The sequence below is a fragment of the Pseudomonas sp. MF6394 genome (assembly GCF_002018845.1).
GTDB lineage: Bacteria > Pseudomonadota > Gammaproteobacteria > Pseudomonadales > Pseudomonadaceae > Aquipseudomonas > Aquipseudomonas lactis.
Genome location: NZ_MVOJ01000014.1, coordinates 15158 through 30995 on the forward strand (window position 1 = coordinate 15158; position 15838 = coordinate 30995).

General features: G+C 59.5%; 13 protein-coding genes and 2 pseudogenes. 5 read left to right on the forward strand and 10 right to left on the reverse strand.

Annotation, left to right across the window (positions count from 1 at the left end):
* Positions 1-13: 13 nt before the first annotated feature.
* Positions 14-895, forward strand: a complete 882-nt coding sequence (rarD, locus tag MF6394_RS15990) for an EamA family transporter RarD (RefSeq protein WP_032897236.1) — start codon at positions 14-16, stop codon at positions 893-895.
* A gap of 68 nt (positions 896-963) precedes the next feature.
* On the opposite strand, the gene MF6394_RS15995 is transcribed toward rarD, so the two are convergent.
* The 3 genes and pseudogenes from MF6394_RS15995 to MF6394_RS16005 all read right to left on the reverse strand — a co-directional run.
* Positions 964-2166: a dermonecrotic toxin domain-containing protein gene (locus tag MF6394_RS15995; protein ID WP_238597297.1), complete on the reverse strand. Its 1203-nt coding sequence runs from the start codon at positions 2164-2166 to the stop codon at positions 964-966.
* Positions 2167-2330: 164 nt separating this feature from the next.
* Entirely contained in the window at positions 2331-3407 is a 1077-nt protein-coding gene (hppD, locus tag MF6394_RS16000; RefSeq protein WP_032897233.1) for a 4-hydroxyphenylpyruvate dioxygenase, read from the reverse strand.
* 246 nt (positions 3408-3653) lie between these two features.
* Positions 3654-3854: pseudogene (locus MF6394_RS16005) on the reverse strand (EamA family transporter); the annotation flags it as partial.
* 470 nt (positions 3855-4324) lie between these two features.
* Here MF6394_RS16005 and MF6394_RS16015 point away from each other — a divergent pair.
* Positions 4325-4627 (forward strand): annotated as a pseudogene (locus MF6394_RS16015) (LysR family transcriptional regulator substrate-binding protein); the annotation flags it as partial.
* Here MF6394_RS16015 and MF6394_RS16020 read toward each other — a convergent pair.
* The 5 genes from MF6394_RS16020 to MF6394_RS16040 all read right to left on the reverse strand — a co-directional run bounded on the left by MF6394_RS16020 (position 4628) and on the right by MF6394_RS16040 (position 10419).
* A complete protein-coding gene (locus MF6394_RS16020; protein ID WP_161952162.1) occupies positions 4628-5284 on the reverse strand; it encodes a fimbrial biogenesis chaperone in 657 nt (218 codons plus the stop codon). It lies immediately after the preceding pseudogene.
* Between the two features lie 83 nt (positions 5285-5367).
* Entirely contained in the window at positions 5368-6372 is a 1005-nt protein-coding gene (locus MF6394_RS16025; RefSeq protein WP_161952163.1) for a fimbrial protein, read from the reverse strand.
* A 35-nt stretch (positions 6373-6407) separates the two neighbouring features.
* Positions 6408-9029, reverse strand: coding sequence for a fimbria/pilus outer membrane usher protein (locus tag MF6394_RS16030; protein WP_078467038.1), 2622 nt, complete (start codon positions 9027-9029; stop codon positions 6408-6410).
* A 2-nt stretch (positions 9030-9031) separates the two neighbouring features.
* Positions 9032-9805 (reverse strand): fimbrial biogenesis chaperone, encoded by a 774-nt coding sequence (locus MF6394_RS16035; RefSeq protein ID WP_047710905.1) that lies wholly within the window; start codon positions 9803-9805, stop codon positions 9032-9034.
* A 53-nt stretch (positions 9806-9858) separates the two neighbouring features.
* Positions 9859-10419, reverse strand: a complete 561-nt coding sequence (locus MF6394_RS16040) for a fimbrial protein (protein ID WP_032897223.1) — start codon at positions 10417-10419, stop codon at positions 9859-9861.
* A 290-nt stretch (positions 10420-10709) separates the two neighbouring features.
* Here MF6394_RS16040 and MF6394_RS16045 point away from each other — a divergent pair, with 290 nt between their 5' ends.
* Positions 10710-12254: an EAL domain-containing protein gene (locus MF6394_RS16045; RefSeq protein WP_003191295.1), complete on the forward strand. Its 1545-nt coding sequence runs from the start codon at positions 10710-10712 to the stop codon at positions 12252-12254.
* 194 nt (positions 12255-12448) lie between these two features.
* Entirely contained in the window at positions 12449-12814 is a 366-nt protein-coding gene (locus tag MF6394_RS16050) for a histone-like nucleoid-structuring protein, MvaT/MvaU family (RefSeq protein WP_003191298.1), read from the forward strand.
* 111 nt (positions 12815-12925) lie between these two features.
* Here MF6394_RS16050 and MF6394_RS16055 read toward each other — a convergent pair whose 3' ends face one another.
* Positions 12926-13462 carry a DUF4946 domain-containing protein gene (locus tag MF6394_RS16055; protein WP_078467096.1) on the reverse strand — a complete coding sequence of 179 codons (537 nt, stop codon included), beginning with the start codon at positions 13460-13462 and terminating at the stop codon, positions 12926-12928.
* Positions 13463-13641: 179 nt separating this feature from the next.
* On the opposite strand from MF6394_RS16055, the gene gloA reads away from it, so the two are divergent.
* Entirely contained in the window at positions 13642-14163 is a 522-nt protein-coding gene (gene gloA / locus MF6394_RS16060; protein WP_003191301.1) for a lactoylglutathione lyase, read from the forward strand.
* 63 nt (positions 14164-14226) lie between these two features.
* Here gloA and ahpF read toward each other — a convergent pair whose 3' ends face one another.
* Positions 14227-15792 carry an alkyl hydroperoxide reductase subunit F gene (ahpF, locus tag MF6394_RS16065; protein ID WP_044273902.1) on the reverse strand — a complete coding sequence of 522 codons (1566 nt, stop codon included), beginning with the start codon at positions 15790-15792 and terminating at the stop codon, positions 14227-14229.
* Between the last annotated feature and the right edge of the window lie 46 nt (positions 15793-15838).

The following is a 15838-nucleotide window of genomic DNA, read 5'->3' on the forward strand; positions in this document are numbered from 1 at the left end:
TCGCGAGGACAGTGTGTCTAAAGGTGTGGTGTTATCGGTCTTGGCCTCGGTGTTGTTTGCGGTGATGTATTACTTCACATCGCTGCTTACCCCCTTGAGTGGCCTGGAAATTTTCGGCTGGCGCATGTTGCTCACCGTGCCCTGCATGACGGTGTTCATGATTGTCAGCGGTGAGTGGCGCAGGGTGTGGGAACTGCTGCGCATGCTGGCGGCTAAGCCACGGCTGATTGGCGGCGTGCTGGTGTCGTCTGCCCTGCTCGGCGTGCAGTTGTGGCTGTTCATGTGGGCGCCGCTCAATGGGCGCAGCCTGGACGTGTCGGTGGGGTATTTCCTGCTGCCGTTGACCATGGTGCTCACCGGGCGCCTGGTCTACGGCGAGCGCCTCTCACGGCTGCAACAGATCGCCGTGGTGTTGGCCGCGCTTGGCGTGTTGAACGAGCTGTATCAGGCCGGTGGTTTTTCCTGGGCCACACTGGTGGTGATCATCGGCTACCCGGTGTACTTCGTGGTGCGTAAGTACCTGAGCACCGACCATCTGGGTGGGCTGTGGCTGGATATGGCGTTGATGCTGCCGGTGGCCTGGTGGTTTGTACAAAGCGGCGAACAAGGCTTTGCCGTGCTGGATGGGCACCCAAAGCTCTATGCATTGATTCCCATGCTGGGCCTTATCAGTGCCTCGGCGCTGGTGAGCTATATCATTGCCAGTCGCTTGCTGGCGTTCAGCCTGTTCGGGCTGCTGAGCTACGTGGAGCCGGTGCTGTTGCTGGCGGTGGCGTTGCTATTGGGTGAAGGCATCCAGGGTGGGCAATGGCTGACCTATATCCCGATCTGGCTGGCGGTGATGGTGCTGGTGTATGAAGGGTTCAAGCACTTGGTGCGTCAGCGCCGAGCCTGAAAGGCCGGCTGGGATTGGATGGGGTTATGGGGGCATCCTTACCCCTCTGTATTACAGCCTGGATTGAATCAGGTCTTCACCTGAGTGGTCGGCTCTTTGTAAGTGCCGACCTGCCCCTCGATGACATCGGCCACGTCGTTGAATCTATCCCTCCATGCGCCATAGTGGGGAATATTGCTTTGGACTTGACTGCCCCCCCTTTCCAGGGTGGCATCCATCTGTTCCTTATCAACCCCAAACACCTTGCCGATCCGATTGTCATGGTTCAATTCAAGCAGCGTTCCTTTCACTGGATTCTTCAGTATTTCTTCGATGGAGGTGGCAACGTCGCCAGGCACGCCTAGCTCTTTGAGCGCCATTCCAATACCGCGCAACGGGTTTCTGAGTTGCCTCACGAACTCATCCAGGAGCCCGCGCATATCATTGGCGCCCGCATTGTCCAATGAAACGCTGGCAACTTTCTTGGTGAATTCGTTAAGCGTCATCGGTTCCAGCCGTTTGTTGTCGTTCAACCCGTTTTGAGCGAAAAACCATTCTTTCCCATTACTGCCGTGCATGTTTCCATAAGCGTCGTAGGTATAAAGTAATTTCTTACCATCTTCTGGATACCCGATATAGGTCGCTTTTCCATCTGGCGTGACGTTGTGAAGCTGCGTGCGCACCAGCCCACTGATCTGAACCGGTGGCACTGAAACGTCTTTGTTCAACCGTTCGAAAATATCACCCGTCTCATAGCCAAAACTGCCCACGACTGCATTGATGTCGCCATCAGCGAACTCGCCGAACTTCTTGTTAACCCGATCCTCCTGTTTCGGCGCTTTATCACTGGAAAAATGCTCGGTAAATCGCTTGCGCTCGGTCGGGTCGCTGGCCACATCCTTGAGCCAGGCAGTCATCTCCTCTGCATTTTTGAACTCATGAAACGATGTCACGTCTTCTTCCGGCATATACAGGACGAGATTAGGCCCCTCTTCTGTAGGCGGCACGTGCTTGATCACCATCATGTCGTTGGACTGAACGCCATCAACGGCAAATGTCGAGACCTGCACACCCGGTTTATCGCGAGAGACTGCTGCCTTCACCCACTGATATCCCTCTGCGCTGAGTGTGCCGCCCAAGTACTCGGTTTCATTGTCATCGAGAAACTTTTTACGCGCTTGATCGACCGGATCTGCATCACCGGTTGAACGGACATTGCGAGCGGGGCCCGACTGCTCCATGGATATAGGTGACCCGATCGGGCGTTGAGGGGCAGGAGAATTCACATTCATAAGAGAGCCTCTTCATAGTGGAAGCGCAGGTTTTTCTGCGTCCTGCCCTCTGTGTGATTGTTGAAGAAACACCTGTTCCCAGTAAACCGCATGGCATTTGCAACACGATGCATCACGCACAAAAAAGCCCAGTTAAAACTGGGCTTTTTTGCTTTAACCCGTCATCAATCGGCGGTCAGTACACCACGACGCACCTGGTCGCGCTCGATCGACTCGAACAACGCCTTGAAGTTGCCCTCGCCAAACCCATCGTCGCCTTTGCGCTGGATGAATTCGAAGAACACCGGGCCCATCAGGGTTTCCGAGAAGATCTGCAGCAGTAGACGTTTGTCACCGGCAACCGACGAGCCATCCAGCAGGATGCCACGCGATTGCAACTGGTCCACCGGCTCACCGTGGTTCGGCAGGCGGCCTTCAAGCATTTCGTAGTAAGTGTCGGGCGGCGCGGTCATGAAGCGCATGCCGATCTTCTTCAGCGCGTCCCAGGTCTGGACCAGGTCGTCGGTGAGGAACGCGACGTGCTGGATGCCCTCGCCGTTGAACTGCATCAGGAACTCTTCGATCTGCCCGGCGCCCTTGGACGATTCTTCGTTCAACGGGATACGGATCTTGCCGTCCGGCGCGCTCATGGCCTTGGAGGTCAGGCCGGTGTATTCGCCTTTGATGTCGAAGTAACGCGCTTCGCGGAAGTTGAACAGCTTCTCGTAGAAGTTGGCCCAATAGATCATGCGCCCGCGATAGACGTTGTGGGTCAGGTGGTCGATGACCTTCAGGCCAGCGCCTACCGGGTTGCGATCAACGCCTTCGAGGTACACGAAGTCAATGTCGTAGATCGAGTTGCCTTCGCCGAAACGGTCGATCAGGTACAACGGCGAACCACCAATGCCTTTGATTGCCGGCAGGTTCAATTCCATCGGGCCGGTGTCGATGTGGATCGGCTGGGCCCCCAACTCCAGGGCACGCTTGTAGGCCTGTTGCGAGTCCTTGACGCGGAACGCCATGCCGCACACCGACGGGCCGTGCTCGGCCGCGAAGTAGGAAGCGAGGCTGTCGGGTTCGTTGTTGAGGATCAGGTTGATCTCACCCTGGCGATACAGGTGCACGTTCTTGGAACGGTGGGTCGCCACTTTGGTGAAGCCCATGATCTCGAAGATCGGCTCCAGGGTGCCTGGGGTGGGCGAGGCGAATTCGATGAATTCAAAGCCCATCAGGCCCATTGGGTTTGCGAGTTGGTCGGTCATGTTCGGTGCCTCATCATTCTTGTAGGTAGCAATTGATTAGTTGCGAGCAAGGATGAGGCTGGAGGGTGGCGCACAAGAGAGGCCCCGCACGCTGCGGGCGAGGAAGTCACCAAAGATGAGGGGGGAGCCAAGTAGCTTCATGGTGTCATCAGTCTCTGACGGCCGAGGCTTGCGTGAGCGCAAGTCCATATTCTTGTATGCGTAAACTGATTCTACACAGCGTAACCGGGTTTGTCCGTACTCTTATCAAATCCCCATTGCCCTGCCCCGCGCAAGGGGTTTGTTGCACAGGTAGATACCCAGCAGGATGATTGCGCCGCCGAGCAACATCGGCATTGTCAGCGGTTCGTCCAGCAGCACCGTACCGCAAATGACTGCCGTCAACGGGTTAAGCGCGATGAACACCCCGGAGCGCTTGGCGCCTATGCGACGAATGCCATCGATAGCCGATATCCACGATGCGAAGCGAGTCGCTCTTGATCTGCTTTTGATTTTGATCTTAAGCGCCCCGTTAAACCACGCTGGCCGGAATTCGATAGGGATTTGGGGGGTAAACCGGCAGGGATGCCGGTTTAGCCGCCCCGCGCCATGGATGGCGCGTGGCGGCGGCCCCCCAAATCACTGGCGGATTACGGGCACACCGAGCCTAAGCGAGGTGCCGAGTGGTGGGGCAAGAGCGTTTTGCTTACTTTTGCGCTTTTCAAAAGTGAGCCGCTGTCAGAGCGGAACCCTAAGCAGCCGTTACCGCAGCAATGGATATGCACACAATCCGTTGACTGTGAGGCCGTCTTCGCAGGCAAGCCAGCTCCCACATTTGGACTGCGGTGCGTCAGGTAGATAAGCATCGGCTATCAGGCCGTCGCGGGAGCAAGCTCCCTCTCCACAGGTTCAGCGTCATACCCAAGTTGTGTAGATACCTATGCGCCGATGAGGCCATGACCTTGCAGGCGCTCTGCGATGAACCCTTTATCCTGACTGAAGCCGGCTCGTCGGAGCTGGTGTTGCTCAGCACGTTGGAGGCGGTCAGCCGGGGCGATGGTTTGTGTGTGGTTGCGCAGGCTCCCCTGCCGGAACATGCCGGCTCGCATTATGTGGCGTTGCCATTGGCACCGCGGGTACCGCGTCGGATCGGGCTGGCGGTGCTGGATCGGCGTCAGTCTTCCCCGGCTGCCCTGGCATTCATCGCGCTGGCACAAGGGCTGTACCCCTCGCCTACTTAGTTACCGGCCTATGCGCTGCGTCCTCTCCTGCGTCGCGCCATTGTCATCCAATGTAGTGAAACGCAGCGTCGGCGTACCTCGCCACGGTACAACCCAACCCGGCATGCTCAACTCGACCGTTGAGCGCGGAGCCAGCATCGGTGGGTTTTCGTGGCGGTATGCGACGCCCTCAAGATTGAGCGCCACGCTGGACAAGGTCACATGAAAGGCACTCGGGTTGCGCACCCGCAGCACCGGGCGGTCGTCTGCCAGCTGCCATTGCAGCGCCGCCACGGCATCTTCCGCCCTGCCTGGCAACGCGTTGGGGCGCAGGAACAGTTTGATGCGCGTGCGAAACGCCAATTGCAGTTGATGGCTCGCCGCGTCAGTGGGCCGGATCCCCAGCACATTCAGCCAATACACCACTTCCTGGGGATCGGTCGTGGCAGTCTGCGGAACCGGATGATAGATCACTCGCAATGCGTGCGATTTGCCCGCCTCCATCCTCAGGATCGGTGGCGTGACGGTAAACGGTACGTCACTCAGTTCCGGCGACGCCTGAGGGTCGCCTTCATCGATCCAGACTTGCACCAGCCTCGGGCTGTCCGCCTCGTTGCGCAGGTTGAGAGTTACTCCCCGTGCGGTGGCCGGGTAAATGAGCCGGGTACGATCTATCACGATTTCGGCCTGCGCTTTCGCCATAGATGCCGACAGTGCCAGACCGAGCACGCAGTTCAATAACACTCGGATCATCACGCCGACTACCGATAGGCCAAAGTGAAGGTCGCCAACCCGTTGGCCGTGCCCGGGCGGACGATGGCGCCGGTTTGTATGTAGCGCGCGGTCAAGGGAATCTGGAAGGTGCCGTTGCCGGTGCTACCTGCCAACCATTGATTCGGCGTGCCGATAGCGGCGGCGTCGGGGCCGTAGCTGATCAGGCGATTGCCAAACAGCAGTTGCAGCGCCACGCCCTTGGCGGTGGAATTGGCGGTCAATGTCAGTTGGTCACTACGATTGGCCGGTTGGGTCTGGTCGGTCAAGGTCAACAGCACATCGCTGTCAGCGCCCCCGCCACCCGCGCATTGCAAGGTGATGGTGCGGGTGGCATTGCCGGCCACGCTGCCAATGCCCTTGAATGCACGGCTCTCCACCGCCCCCAGCGGGATCGCCACGGAGGGCGTGGAGACCGTGCAGGTTGGCTTGCTCGGCGGGCCTACTTCAATACTGCCGAAGTTGAACGCGTGGTGCGTCTCGCTGGTGTACAGGTACAAGCCCGCGAAGGTCTGCGGCGTAATGGTGCCGCCCTGGATCGGGCCGGTTACTACCAAGAACAAGCGTCCGCGCAAGCCCCACGTAGGCAAACCTGGATGGATCGGGCCACGTAACACTGTGACCCCGGTAGTCACGGTTTGCATCGGTCCGACGTCACGGTCCTGCGCCATAAACGCAAACCCGACACCTTGCACGCCGGTCAGATGAACCGGCATGACGACCCCTGAGTGGAAGAAGTTACGTCCCGTCCAGGGAATCTCCCGAGCAATCCGCGTGGACGACCAATAGCGAACAATAAGGTTGGGCGGATATGTGCACCTCAACCCGTGCGCTACCTCGACGGGGTAGCCATCCGGGTTTCCCAGGGCCTGACCGACCACAGGGTTGGCGGGCACCGTAATGCGCGGCACCGACAGCACCGTCGGCGGCGCGGGCGTACACGTCGCCTTGGCCTGGACATGGGGCGCGCTGGCAAGGGCGATGCAGGTCACCATTACAAGCCCTACCAAACGTTGCCTACCGGGGCTGATCATCGGCTGCTGACCTCATCGTTGGCGGTGTTGGCGTGGCACCGGCTGACCAGTTGGTCGGCATTCTCCTGGCGGTGCCCCGGTGGCCGCGGTGGCAGACGGTATGGGATATAGCAGCGGTCACTTGCCGCCTCGGTCCAACGCACGGTCAGCGTGCCCTGGTCGGCCACGCCGCGCACAAACGCCTTGCCGGCTTGCCCAATCACCCCGACTTCCCTGCCCTGCTCGTCGAACACCTGAGCGGCAAAAGGCAGCGGCTGACCGTTGCGATGGGTCGCCTTGATCACCACCGCACGGCCACTGACGGTCTCGAACTTGACCAGCGACACTGCGCCTCCTGTCGGTACCACCGAGTGATTCGATTCCTTGAGCTCCACATCCATGGGCATGCCTTCGGGGTCGATATCCACGTCATTGGGATGGTAGGCCCGCAAGCTCGGCAACACGCCATAGCCGTATGAGTCGATGCGTACACCCCCGCCGATCTGCGCGCCCTGGGCATCCGGTGCATACACCAGTGCCGACGCTTCACCGAGGCTTTGCGAGAGGGTCACGCCACCGCCATGGGCAATCAGCCCGCCGTCGGCGCTCATGGACACTTGTGCGTTGTTGCCACTCTGGCCGTAACCGGCGCGCAGGTTGGCCGTGCTGCTGCGATACCCGGCGTAGGCATTGAAGCTGGAACCGGCCTGGCTCCCCGTGCCCTGGCTGCCGGCCAGGCCGTAGTGCCCCTCTGACGCCTCGCCGAGCAAGCCATTGATACCCACTTGCTGTTGACTGCCCTTTGACTCGCCGGTGTCGCGCGACAACGCGCTGCTGAGAGTCGGCGCCGATGTGCCCTGGCCCAGCGGCATCGACAGGGTCAGTGCCAGACGATTATCGACGCGACCGGGTTGCAACGCGCGGCCGAAAAAGATCGCGTCACTGTGGTCACGATCGCTGGGTGGGTCGGCGTCGCTAACCCTTGAGCGCTGCGCCGAAATGTTCCAGTTGAGCCGCTTCCAGCGTGATCCATAGCTGAGGGTGAAGGATGTCTGGCGACCTTGCCGGCTCGCCCAGTAGTCAACCGAACTGCCGTACAGGCTCAAGGTGCCTTCGCCCACTTGCTGGCTGATCGTCAGATCGAGACGGCTTTTCTGTCGGGCATAGCCCTCGATGTTCCCCTGCTGACGCGCCAGTTCCTGCACATTCAAAGCATCCGGCAGGCTCAGATAGCCGACCGTGGAGAAGCGGTAGGCGCCCAGCGCAAAATGGGTTCCGGAAAACGGCAGGTTCTTGTTGTAGGCCAGGCCCCAACTGTGTCCGCCAACCACCCCGTTGCCCTCGATGCGGGTGCGCGAGTGCGTGGTGTCCAGGGCAAACGCGCCGATGGGCGTACTCATCGCCAGCCCGGCCTTGCCCTGCAAGTATCCCTGGTAAACCGCGCTGCCGCCGTACAGGCTCAGGCCATCGGTAAGGCCATGCTGCAAGGTGCCCTGAAACACCATGGGGCGGGTCTTGCTGACCCCCCGTTGCTGCACTTGGCCCAACGTGGTGCTGTAGTGAGTGGCGCCCTGGCGCAATAACTGTGGGGCCACGGAATACGGCACGACAAAGGAGGTGCGGCGCCCGTCCACCTCGGTGACGCTGACATTGAGGTCGCCACCGTAGCCCGTGGGGTATAGGTCGTCGATGACAAAGGGCCCCGGGGCAACCTGGGTTTCGTAGATCGTGTAGCCGTTCTGGCGCACCGTTACCGTGGCGTTGCTGTCGGCGATGCCGCGTATCTGCGGTGCATAGCCTTGTTGCGACGGCGCCAGCATGCGGTCATCGGTCGACAGGGTGATGCCCCGCACCCGCACGCCGTCGAGGACCTGGCCGTTACTGAAGCTGTCGCCAAGGGTCAGTTGCGAACGCCAGGCCGACAAGGGCCGTTGCAGGTACGTGGCGGTGTGTTGATAAGGCAGCAGACCGCCACGGGAAGTCCAGGCCTGGCCGCCTTGGTGGCGCAGGCGCCAGTCGCCGAGGTTGACGCCGCCGTTGAGGCCCAGGTAACCCCGACCTTCCCCCGCCCCCGACGTCACCGCTGCGGCGCTGAAGGTGTAATTGAGCAGCGCAACGTCGAGCCCTCTGTCCCAACGGGCCGGGTCAACGTAACCGCGTGCGGCACGGCTGAGGTGAGCCTGCGGGATACTGACGTCGAGCGTCAGGGTCTCGATGTCGAGCTGGCTGCTGGCCAGGGGGATCCATTGGGTAAATTCACGGCACTGCGTGTCGGCGCTATGTTTGTCAGGTGGCAGCACGACTCCTAGTTGGGCAAGTTCCAGCGCGCTCACGCAAGGCTGGACATCGTCCTGCCCCTTCCGGGAGACAAAGCTGATTTCGCGGCGCCCCGCGGATTGCCCATTGAGCATCACATCCACACGGTAGACGCCAGGCGCCAATGCATTGCCCGTATTGAAACGCGAAATATCCACGGCAGTGGCAAGGCCACTGGTGAACGCCTCGATATCAAACAACAGTGGCGCGGCCTCGGCCGGCAAGCATAAGGTTGTGAACACACCCAGCGACACCATCAGCCGCGAGTTGCACAACAGCCAGACAAACACGGGATGCCCAGTAAATGGCAGGTAAACAGACATAATCAAAACTTCAGGGGCGCTCGCTGCGGCGCGGAGAATGCGCCGTAATCATTGATGTATTTGAAATGCACCTGGGCGTCGGCGGGGATCGTCGGCAGGCTGCCGCGTACAGGCAGTTCGAGGCTGGCACCTGGCGGCACCATGCCTTCTTGTACCGGTATCAGGTGGGCGTCAGGCCGAGGCCCCAGCGCCAGTGCCACCTCGTTGAAGGTCACGTGAAAGGCCGTAGGGTTGTGTACGCGCAGTACGGCTGCGCGCTCGGTGCGCCTCAGACTCCAGCGCAGTTGCGCGGGGGCCTGGTCTGCACTGCCAGGCAAATGACGGGGGCGAAAAAACACTTTGGTGCGGATACGAAAAGCAAACTGCAGGTGGTTTCCCTCAGGTGTTTGCTCGTCGAGCTCGGCCGCGTTGACGTTAGGGGGGATTTCCAAGGCATTGAGCCAGAACAATGATTCTCGATCTGACGGCAGCGGCTCCTGGGTGTAGACCAGCCGCACCCCCTGGCTTCTACCCGGGTCCAAGCGAAACACCGGAGGCGAGAGGCTGAACGGCACGTCGCTATGGGCGGGATCTGGAGTGGCATCGCCTTGATCCAGCCACACCTGGACCAGGCGCGGTGCCCGTTTATCGTCGTTGCTCAGGCGCAGGGTGATTTCACGGCGCTGTTGGGGGTAGATGTGCCGTGTGCCATCGATCACCACTCCCGCGTGGGCCGTGGACGGTAAGCCGGCGATGAGCGCAAAGGTGAGGCTCGCCAGTAATGTGCGAGAAAGCATGAGTCCATCCTTCAAGACAGGGCCTGGCGCATTGCCAGGCACCCAGGCCTTGATCAGGGGAATGTCACGGAATACAGCACTTGCGTGCTGATCGGGCCGGCGGTCGCTGCCCCTGTGGCGAAGTACTGAGCCGCAAATGGCAGCGTCACCGCGCCGCCGTCAGGCACTGTCGCGGTACTCGAACTCAGGCCCAGCCGCAGGTCCAGGGGCTGGTTGGTGACGCCGTCCACAATCTGTACTTCCACGAACTTTGCCGGTTCCGGCGTTGCCGGTGCCTGATTGACCAGGTTGCCGGTCGCCGGGTTGATCGCCGGGCTGCTGCTCTCGAATAACACCGCGACCACCGTGTCCTTCGGGCAACTGCCGACTTGGATAAAGAACGGCTTTACCCCCGCCGTCTGCCCGGCTGCCTTGAGTGCGCTGGCCTGGACCTTGTGCAGCGCAATGGCAAAGTCCGGCCCGGCGCCAGGTGCAGCGCCTGCCCCGCCACTGATGCTGCAGGTGGTGCCAGTGATCTCACCGGTCAGGGTGATAGTGCCGTCCGCCGCGAACGCCGGTAGAGCGACAACGCTGTTAGCCATCAACCAGGCAACGGCCAGTGCGATTTTTTTCATTGCTGCAAATTCCTGTGGAGTCGTTAAAAGGCTGCAAGGCGGCTTCCGAGATTCGAAAGGCACGCGCCGACCGTCCCGCCAAAATTGGGCTAGCACGGCACTGAGAGAGGCTGGAGGGGTACGGTCCTGAGTCTCTTACTTCTTGCAACGATGTTTATGTTGCCTAGATGAAATCCCCGCCACAACTGACCGAACGGCTAGGTCAACCCGCTCAAAACAACTGAGCAGGCCTGCGTATTGCCATCTATCATCGGCATATCTCACTCTTTTTCTCGCGACTGACCGCCCCTATGCCCCTGACCGTCAAAGGCCCACGAAGCCGAGCCGCACGCTATTTCATCAGTGCAACCAGCGGCGTGTTGCCCATCTTGCTGGGGGTTGTGATTCTGTATTGGCAAGCCGAGCGCACCCTTGAACAAAGCACGGCGCAAACCGCTCAAGAAGCGGTGCGCCAGTTCGATCTGATGCTCGACAACACCGCCATCGCTGCCCAGGCGTTGCTGCCGCTGGCCGGTAAACCGTGTGACAGCGCCGCCAAGTTGGCGCTACGTGAACAAGTCACGCGCCGGCCGTTTGTGCGGGCCACCACGCTGTCCTGGCAGAAAAACATCTATTGCAGCTCGTTGTTTGGCGGTCGCTACCAATCGCCCGTCAACCCCGACGACTACGTGGATGGGCGCCTGTGGTTGATGAAAGGCAACCCCGTCACACCCGATACCGCCCTGCTGGTGTACCGCCTGGTCCAAGGCGATCAAGGTGCGTTTGCCTCGGTTGACGGTTACCACCTCACCAACGCCTTGCGCTTGATCAGCCGTTACGCGTATTTGGTATTGCACGTCGGCCCGAACTGGCTGGGTGCCGACGGCAAAGTGCATCAAGGCGCGTTGCCGACATTTGCCGTGGCGCCACAGCGCCTGGCTTCCGAGCGCTATCAATACAGTGTCGAGGCCGGAATGCCCGAGGGTGAAGTCTGGCGCTATATGCAGGCGCGGTATCCGGCCCTGTTCAGCCTGGTGGTGTTCTTCGGGATATTGGCGGGGCTGCTCGCTCACTGGCTGCAAAAACGTTCGTCAGCGCCAACCCACGAGTTACAACGCGCCTTGGGGGCCAATGAGTTCATTCCCTATTTCCAACCGGTGGTACGCGGTGACACCCGCCAATGGGCCGGGTGTGAGGTGCTGATGCGTTGGAAGCATCCCAAAGAAGGGCTGGTGCGCCCGGACCTGTTTATTCCCCTGGCTGAAGACTCCGGCCTGATCGTGCCGATGACCCGTGCCCTGCTGCGCCAGACTGCCGCGCAACTGGCGCCTCATGCCGCGCGCTTCAGCCCAGGCTTTCATATCGGCGTGAATATCACTGCGCGCCATTGCCAGGATATGGCGCTGGTGCAGGACTGCCGGGAATTCCTCGCCGCGTTCCCACCCGGCCAGGTCACCCTGGTGCTGGAGTTGACCGAGCGGGAGTTGATCGAACCCACCGAGACCACCCGTCGCCTGTTCGAGGCGCTGCATCAAATGGGAGTCATGATCGCCATTGATGATTTTGGCACCGGCCACTCCAGCTTGGGCTATTTGCGCAATTTCAATGTCGACTACTTGAAGATCGATCAAAGCTTTGTCGCCATGATCGGTGCGGATGCGCTGTCTCGGCATATTCTGGACAGCATCATAGAGTTGTCGGTCAAGCTGGATCTAGGCATTGTTGCCGAAGGCGTAGAAACAGCCCAACAGTGTGAATACCTCGTTGCCCAAGGCGTGGATTTCCTACAGGGTTACCTGTTTGGCCGACCATTACCCTGCGATGAATTCATTAAATCGTTGGGCATCGTGGAATAGCCCTGCGCGACCGATGATGAAAGATTGGTCTTTCTTTAAAAGACATGATTTACTCGGGCTGAATTAACTACTACAATTTTTTCTGCCTGTGCAGAACTCGCAGAAGGGTCTTTTTCGTTGACGTGGCTTAACGTTCTTGGCTTATAGCTTTGTCTGCAGTTGATATCAGCAACTACATTATTGGAGTATAGATTTTGTCCAGACTCGCCGAATTTCGCGCAGCAGAAAAAGCCCTTCAAGAGCAGCTTGCACAGCTGGAATCCTTGAAGAACGACGCTGGCCTGAAGAAAGAAATCGAATTTGAAGAAAAGCTCAAGACGCTGATGGGCAAATACGACAAGAGCCTGCGTGATGTGATCGCTATCCTCGATCCCGCGCCACGCAAAGGCGGCGCACCGGCCGCTGCCGCGCCTAAACAGCGCCGCGCACGGGTGGTCAAGGTTTACCACAACCCACACACCGGCGAGCTGATCGAGACCAAAGGTGGCAACCACCGCGGCCTCAAAGCCTGGAAAGAAGAGTACGGCGCTGCCACTGTAGACTCCTGGCTTCGCGGCTGAAACATGTACTAAAAAATAGCCCCGCATACGCGGGGCTTTTTTTGCTCTAACGGTTCGAAATCGAACTTAAATCAGCGTTCATGTTGTTCAAATTCGCTCAGCTTGAGCGGGTCAAAGTTTCAGACTGTTACGCACCAAACTGACTTCCTCCTTGCTCGCCTCGTACGCTTGCGCCTGGCCGGCGTATGAAAAAACATAGGCTTTGTCGACATCCAGCGCACCGACTAATGTTTGCGACAATACGTGTCGACCGTTCTCGGTAATCACACAGGTAGTTTCCAACGCGTCAAGCCGACTCAATGTCGTGGGGCGCATTTTGCTGCACACGCTTTGATAACCGCCACGGGCAAAGTCTTTCTGGATCGACTTGCGCATCTCCAGCAACACGCCAGCAAGATTAACTTTATGGCCGGCCTCAATTGGCGTTCCGGTCAACTCCATGACCATCAACGTCGCACCATTTTCATCATTCTTGATCGCTCGCTGCCGGGACACGGCTTGGGGTTTGGCAGGGGGCTCGCCGTCAGGCACGACTTCTTCGACCTGCCAACCGCTGGGCCAATGGACCTGCGGCTCGGCGGCCAGCACAAACGGGCTGCCCAACAACACGCACACAGCACTCAACAGCGGCCTACGAAACTCGATCATTGCGAAAAACACCCAAGGTTCCAGCGGCAAAGTGTGCGGCCCGGCGCGCGCTGACCGCAAGGGTTGAGCGCGCTTTTTCATTTGGCGCAGCCGGTGCGCCTTGCGTATCATGGCCCGCCTGCATGGAGGCAGGCCGCAAGCCAATGGACCGCTCATCTCACATTTTTTCTGGAGGGCCCATGAGCCTGCACGAATTGAACACCTTCCCGGGCGTCACCGCCCAACCCGACAACGCCACGGCGAACTTCGTGTTCAACCACACCATGTTGCGGGTCAAGGACATCACCAAGTCGCTGGACTTCTACACGCGCATCCTGGGTTTCTCCCTGGTCGAGAAACGTGACTTCCCGGAAGCCGAATTCAGCCTGTACTTCCTGGCCCTGGTGGACAAGGCCCAGATCCCGGCCGACGCCGCCGAGCGTACCCAGTGGATGAAGTCGATTCCGGGCATCCTCGAACTGACCCACAACCACGGCACCGAAAACGATGCCGACTTTGCCTACCACAACGGCAACACCGACCCACGTGGCTTTGGCCATATCTGCATCTCGGTGCCGGACATTGTCGCGGCGTGCGAACGTTTCGAAGCCTTGGGCTGTGATTTCCAGAAGCGTCTGACGGATGGCCGCATGAAGAGCCTCGCGTTCATCAAAGACCCGGATGCTTATTGGGTCGAGATCATTCAGCCGGCGCCGATGTAAGCGTATCGAGCATAAAAAAAACCCCATGATCGCTCATGGGGTTTTTCATTTTCAGCTCAGGATTTACGCCGGAGCAGAGGTACGGATCAGGTGATCGAACGCGCTCAACGAAGCCTTGGCGCCCTCGCCTACTGCAATCACGATCTGCTTGTACGGCACAGTCGTTACGTCACCGGCGGCGAACACGCCAGGCAGTGAAGTCTCGCCACGGGCATCGACAATGATCTCGCCACGCGGCGACAGTTCTACGGTGCCTTTGAGCCAATCCGTGTTGGGCAGCAAGCCAATCTGCACAAAGATGCCTTCCAGCTCGATGGTCTTGAACTCACCGCTGTCGCGGTCCTTGTAGGCAAGGCCGGTGACTTTCTGACCATCGCCTTTGACTTCACTGGTCAATGCGCTGGTGATCACATCCACGTTCGGCAGGCTGTAGAGCTTGCGTTGCAAGACAGCATCGGCGCGCAGCTTGCTGTCGAATTCAAGCAAGGTGACATGGCTGACGATACCGGCCAGGTCAATGGCCGCTTCCACGCCGGAGTTACCGCCGCCGATCACCGCCACACGCTTGCCCTTGAACAGCGGGCCATCGCAGTGCGGGCAGAAGCACACGCCGCGGGCCTTGTATTCCTGCTCACCGGGCACGCCCATCTCTCTCCAGCGGGCGCCTGTGGCCAGGATCACGGTCTTGGACTTGAGGGTGGCACCGCTTTCGAAGCGAATTTCGTGAAGCTCACCGGCATTTTTCGCCGGTACCAGGCTGCTGGCGCGCTGCAGGTTCATGATGTCGACATCGTACTGACGCACATGGGCTTCCAGTGCGCTGGCCAGTTTCGGCCCTTCGGTTTCCTGTACCGAGATAAAGTTCTCGATGGACATGGTGTCCAGCACCTGGCCACCAAAGCGTTCAGCCGCCACGCCAGTACGAATACCTTTACGTGCCGCGTAGATGGCAGCCGAAGACCCGGCCGGGCCACCGCCCACTACCAGGACGTCGAAGGCGTCCTTGGCGCTGATTTTTTCCGCGGCTTTCTCGATACCGCTGGTGTCGAGCTTGGCGAGGATCTCTTCGAGGCCCATACGGCCCTGGCCAAAGTTGATCCCGTTCAAGTAGACGCTCGGCACCGCCATGATCTGGCGCTCATCGACTTCGGCCTGGAACAGCGCACCATCAATCGCGACGTGGCGGATGTTGGGGTTCAGCACGGCCATCAGGTTCAGCGCCTGGACCACGTCCGGGCAGTTCTGGCACGACAGCGAGAAGTAAGTCTCGAAGCTGAACTCGCCTTTGAGGGCGCGAATCTGTTCAATCACCTCGACACTGGCCTTCGACGGGTGGCCACCGACTTGCAGCAGGGCCAACACCAGCGAAGTGAATTCATGGCCCATGGGGATGCCGGCGAAACGCAGGTTGATATCGGCACCCGGGCGGTTGATGGAGAACGATGGCTTGCGCGCATCATTGCCATCGGTGTTCAGGGTAATCAGCGTGGAGAGGCTGGTTACGTCCTGCAAAAGAGCAAGCATTTCCTGGGATTTCGCACCGTCGTCGAGGGAGGCGACGATCTCGATCGGCTGGGTGACCCGTTCCAGGTATGACTTCAACTGAGCTTTAAGATTGGCATCCAACATACGGGCGATTTCCTGTTCATTCGGTTTATTGCAGACAAAAAAACGC

What these genes read in the sequence shown, in the direction of transcription:
- MF6394_RS15995 (WP_238597297.1), bottom strand. Translation starts at nt 2,166, where the DNA reads ATGAATGTGAATTCTCCTGCCCCTCAACGCCCGATCGGGTCACCTATA.
- hppD (WP_032897233.1), bottom strand. Translation starts at nt 3,407, where the DNA reads ATGACCGACCAACTCGCAAACCCAATGGGCCTGATGGGCTTTGAATTC.
- MF6394_RS16025 (WP_161952163.1), bottom strand. Translation starts at nt 6,372, where the DNA reads ATGGTGACCTGCATCGCCCTTGCCAGCGCGCCCCATGTCCAGGCCAAG.
- MF6394_RS16030 (WP_078467038.1), bottom strand. Translation starts at nt 9,029, where the DNA reads ATGTCTGTTTACCTGCCATTTACTGGGCATCCCGTGTTTGTCTGGCTG.
- MF6394_RS16035 (WP_047710905.1), bottom strand. Translation starts at nt 9,805, where the DNA reads ATGCTTTCTCGCACATTACTGGCGAGCCTCACCTTTGCGCTCATCGCC.
- MF6394_RS16040 (WP_032897223.1), bottom strand. Translation starts at nt 10,419, where the DNA reads ATGAAAAAAATCGCACTGGCCGTTGCCTGGTTGATGGCTAACAGCGTT.
- MF6394_RS16045 (WP_003191295.1), top strand. Translation starts at nt 10,710, where the DNA reads ATGCCCCTGACCGTCAAAGGCCCACGAAGCCGAGCCGCACGCTATTTC.
- MF6394_RS16055 (WP_078467096.1), bottom strand. Translation starts at nt 13,462, where the DNA reads ATGATCGAGTTTCGTAGGCCGCTGTTGAGTGCTGTGTGCGTGTTGTTG.
- gloA (WP_003191301.1), top strand. Translation starts at nt 13,642, where the DNA reads ATGAGCCTGCACGAATTGAACACCTTCCCGGGCGTCACCGCCCAACCC.
- ahpF (WP_044273902.1), bottom strand. Translation starts at nt 15,792, where the DNA reads ATGTTGGATGCCAATCTTAAAGCTCAGTTGAAGTCATACCTGGAACGG.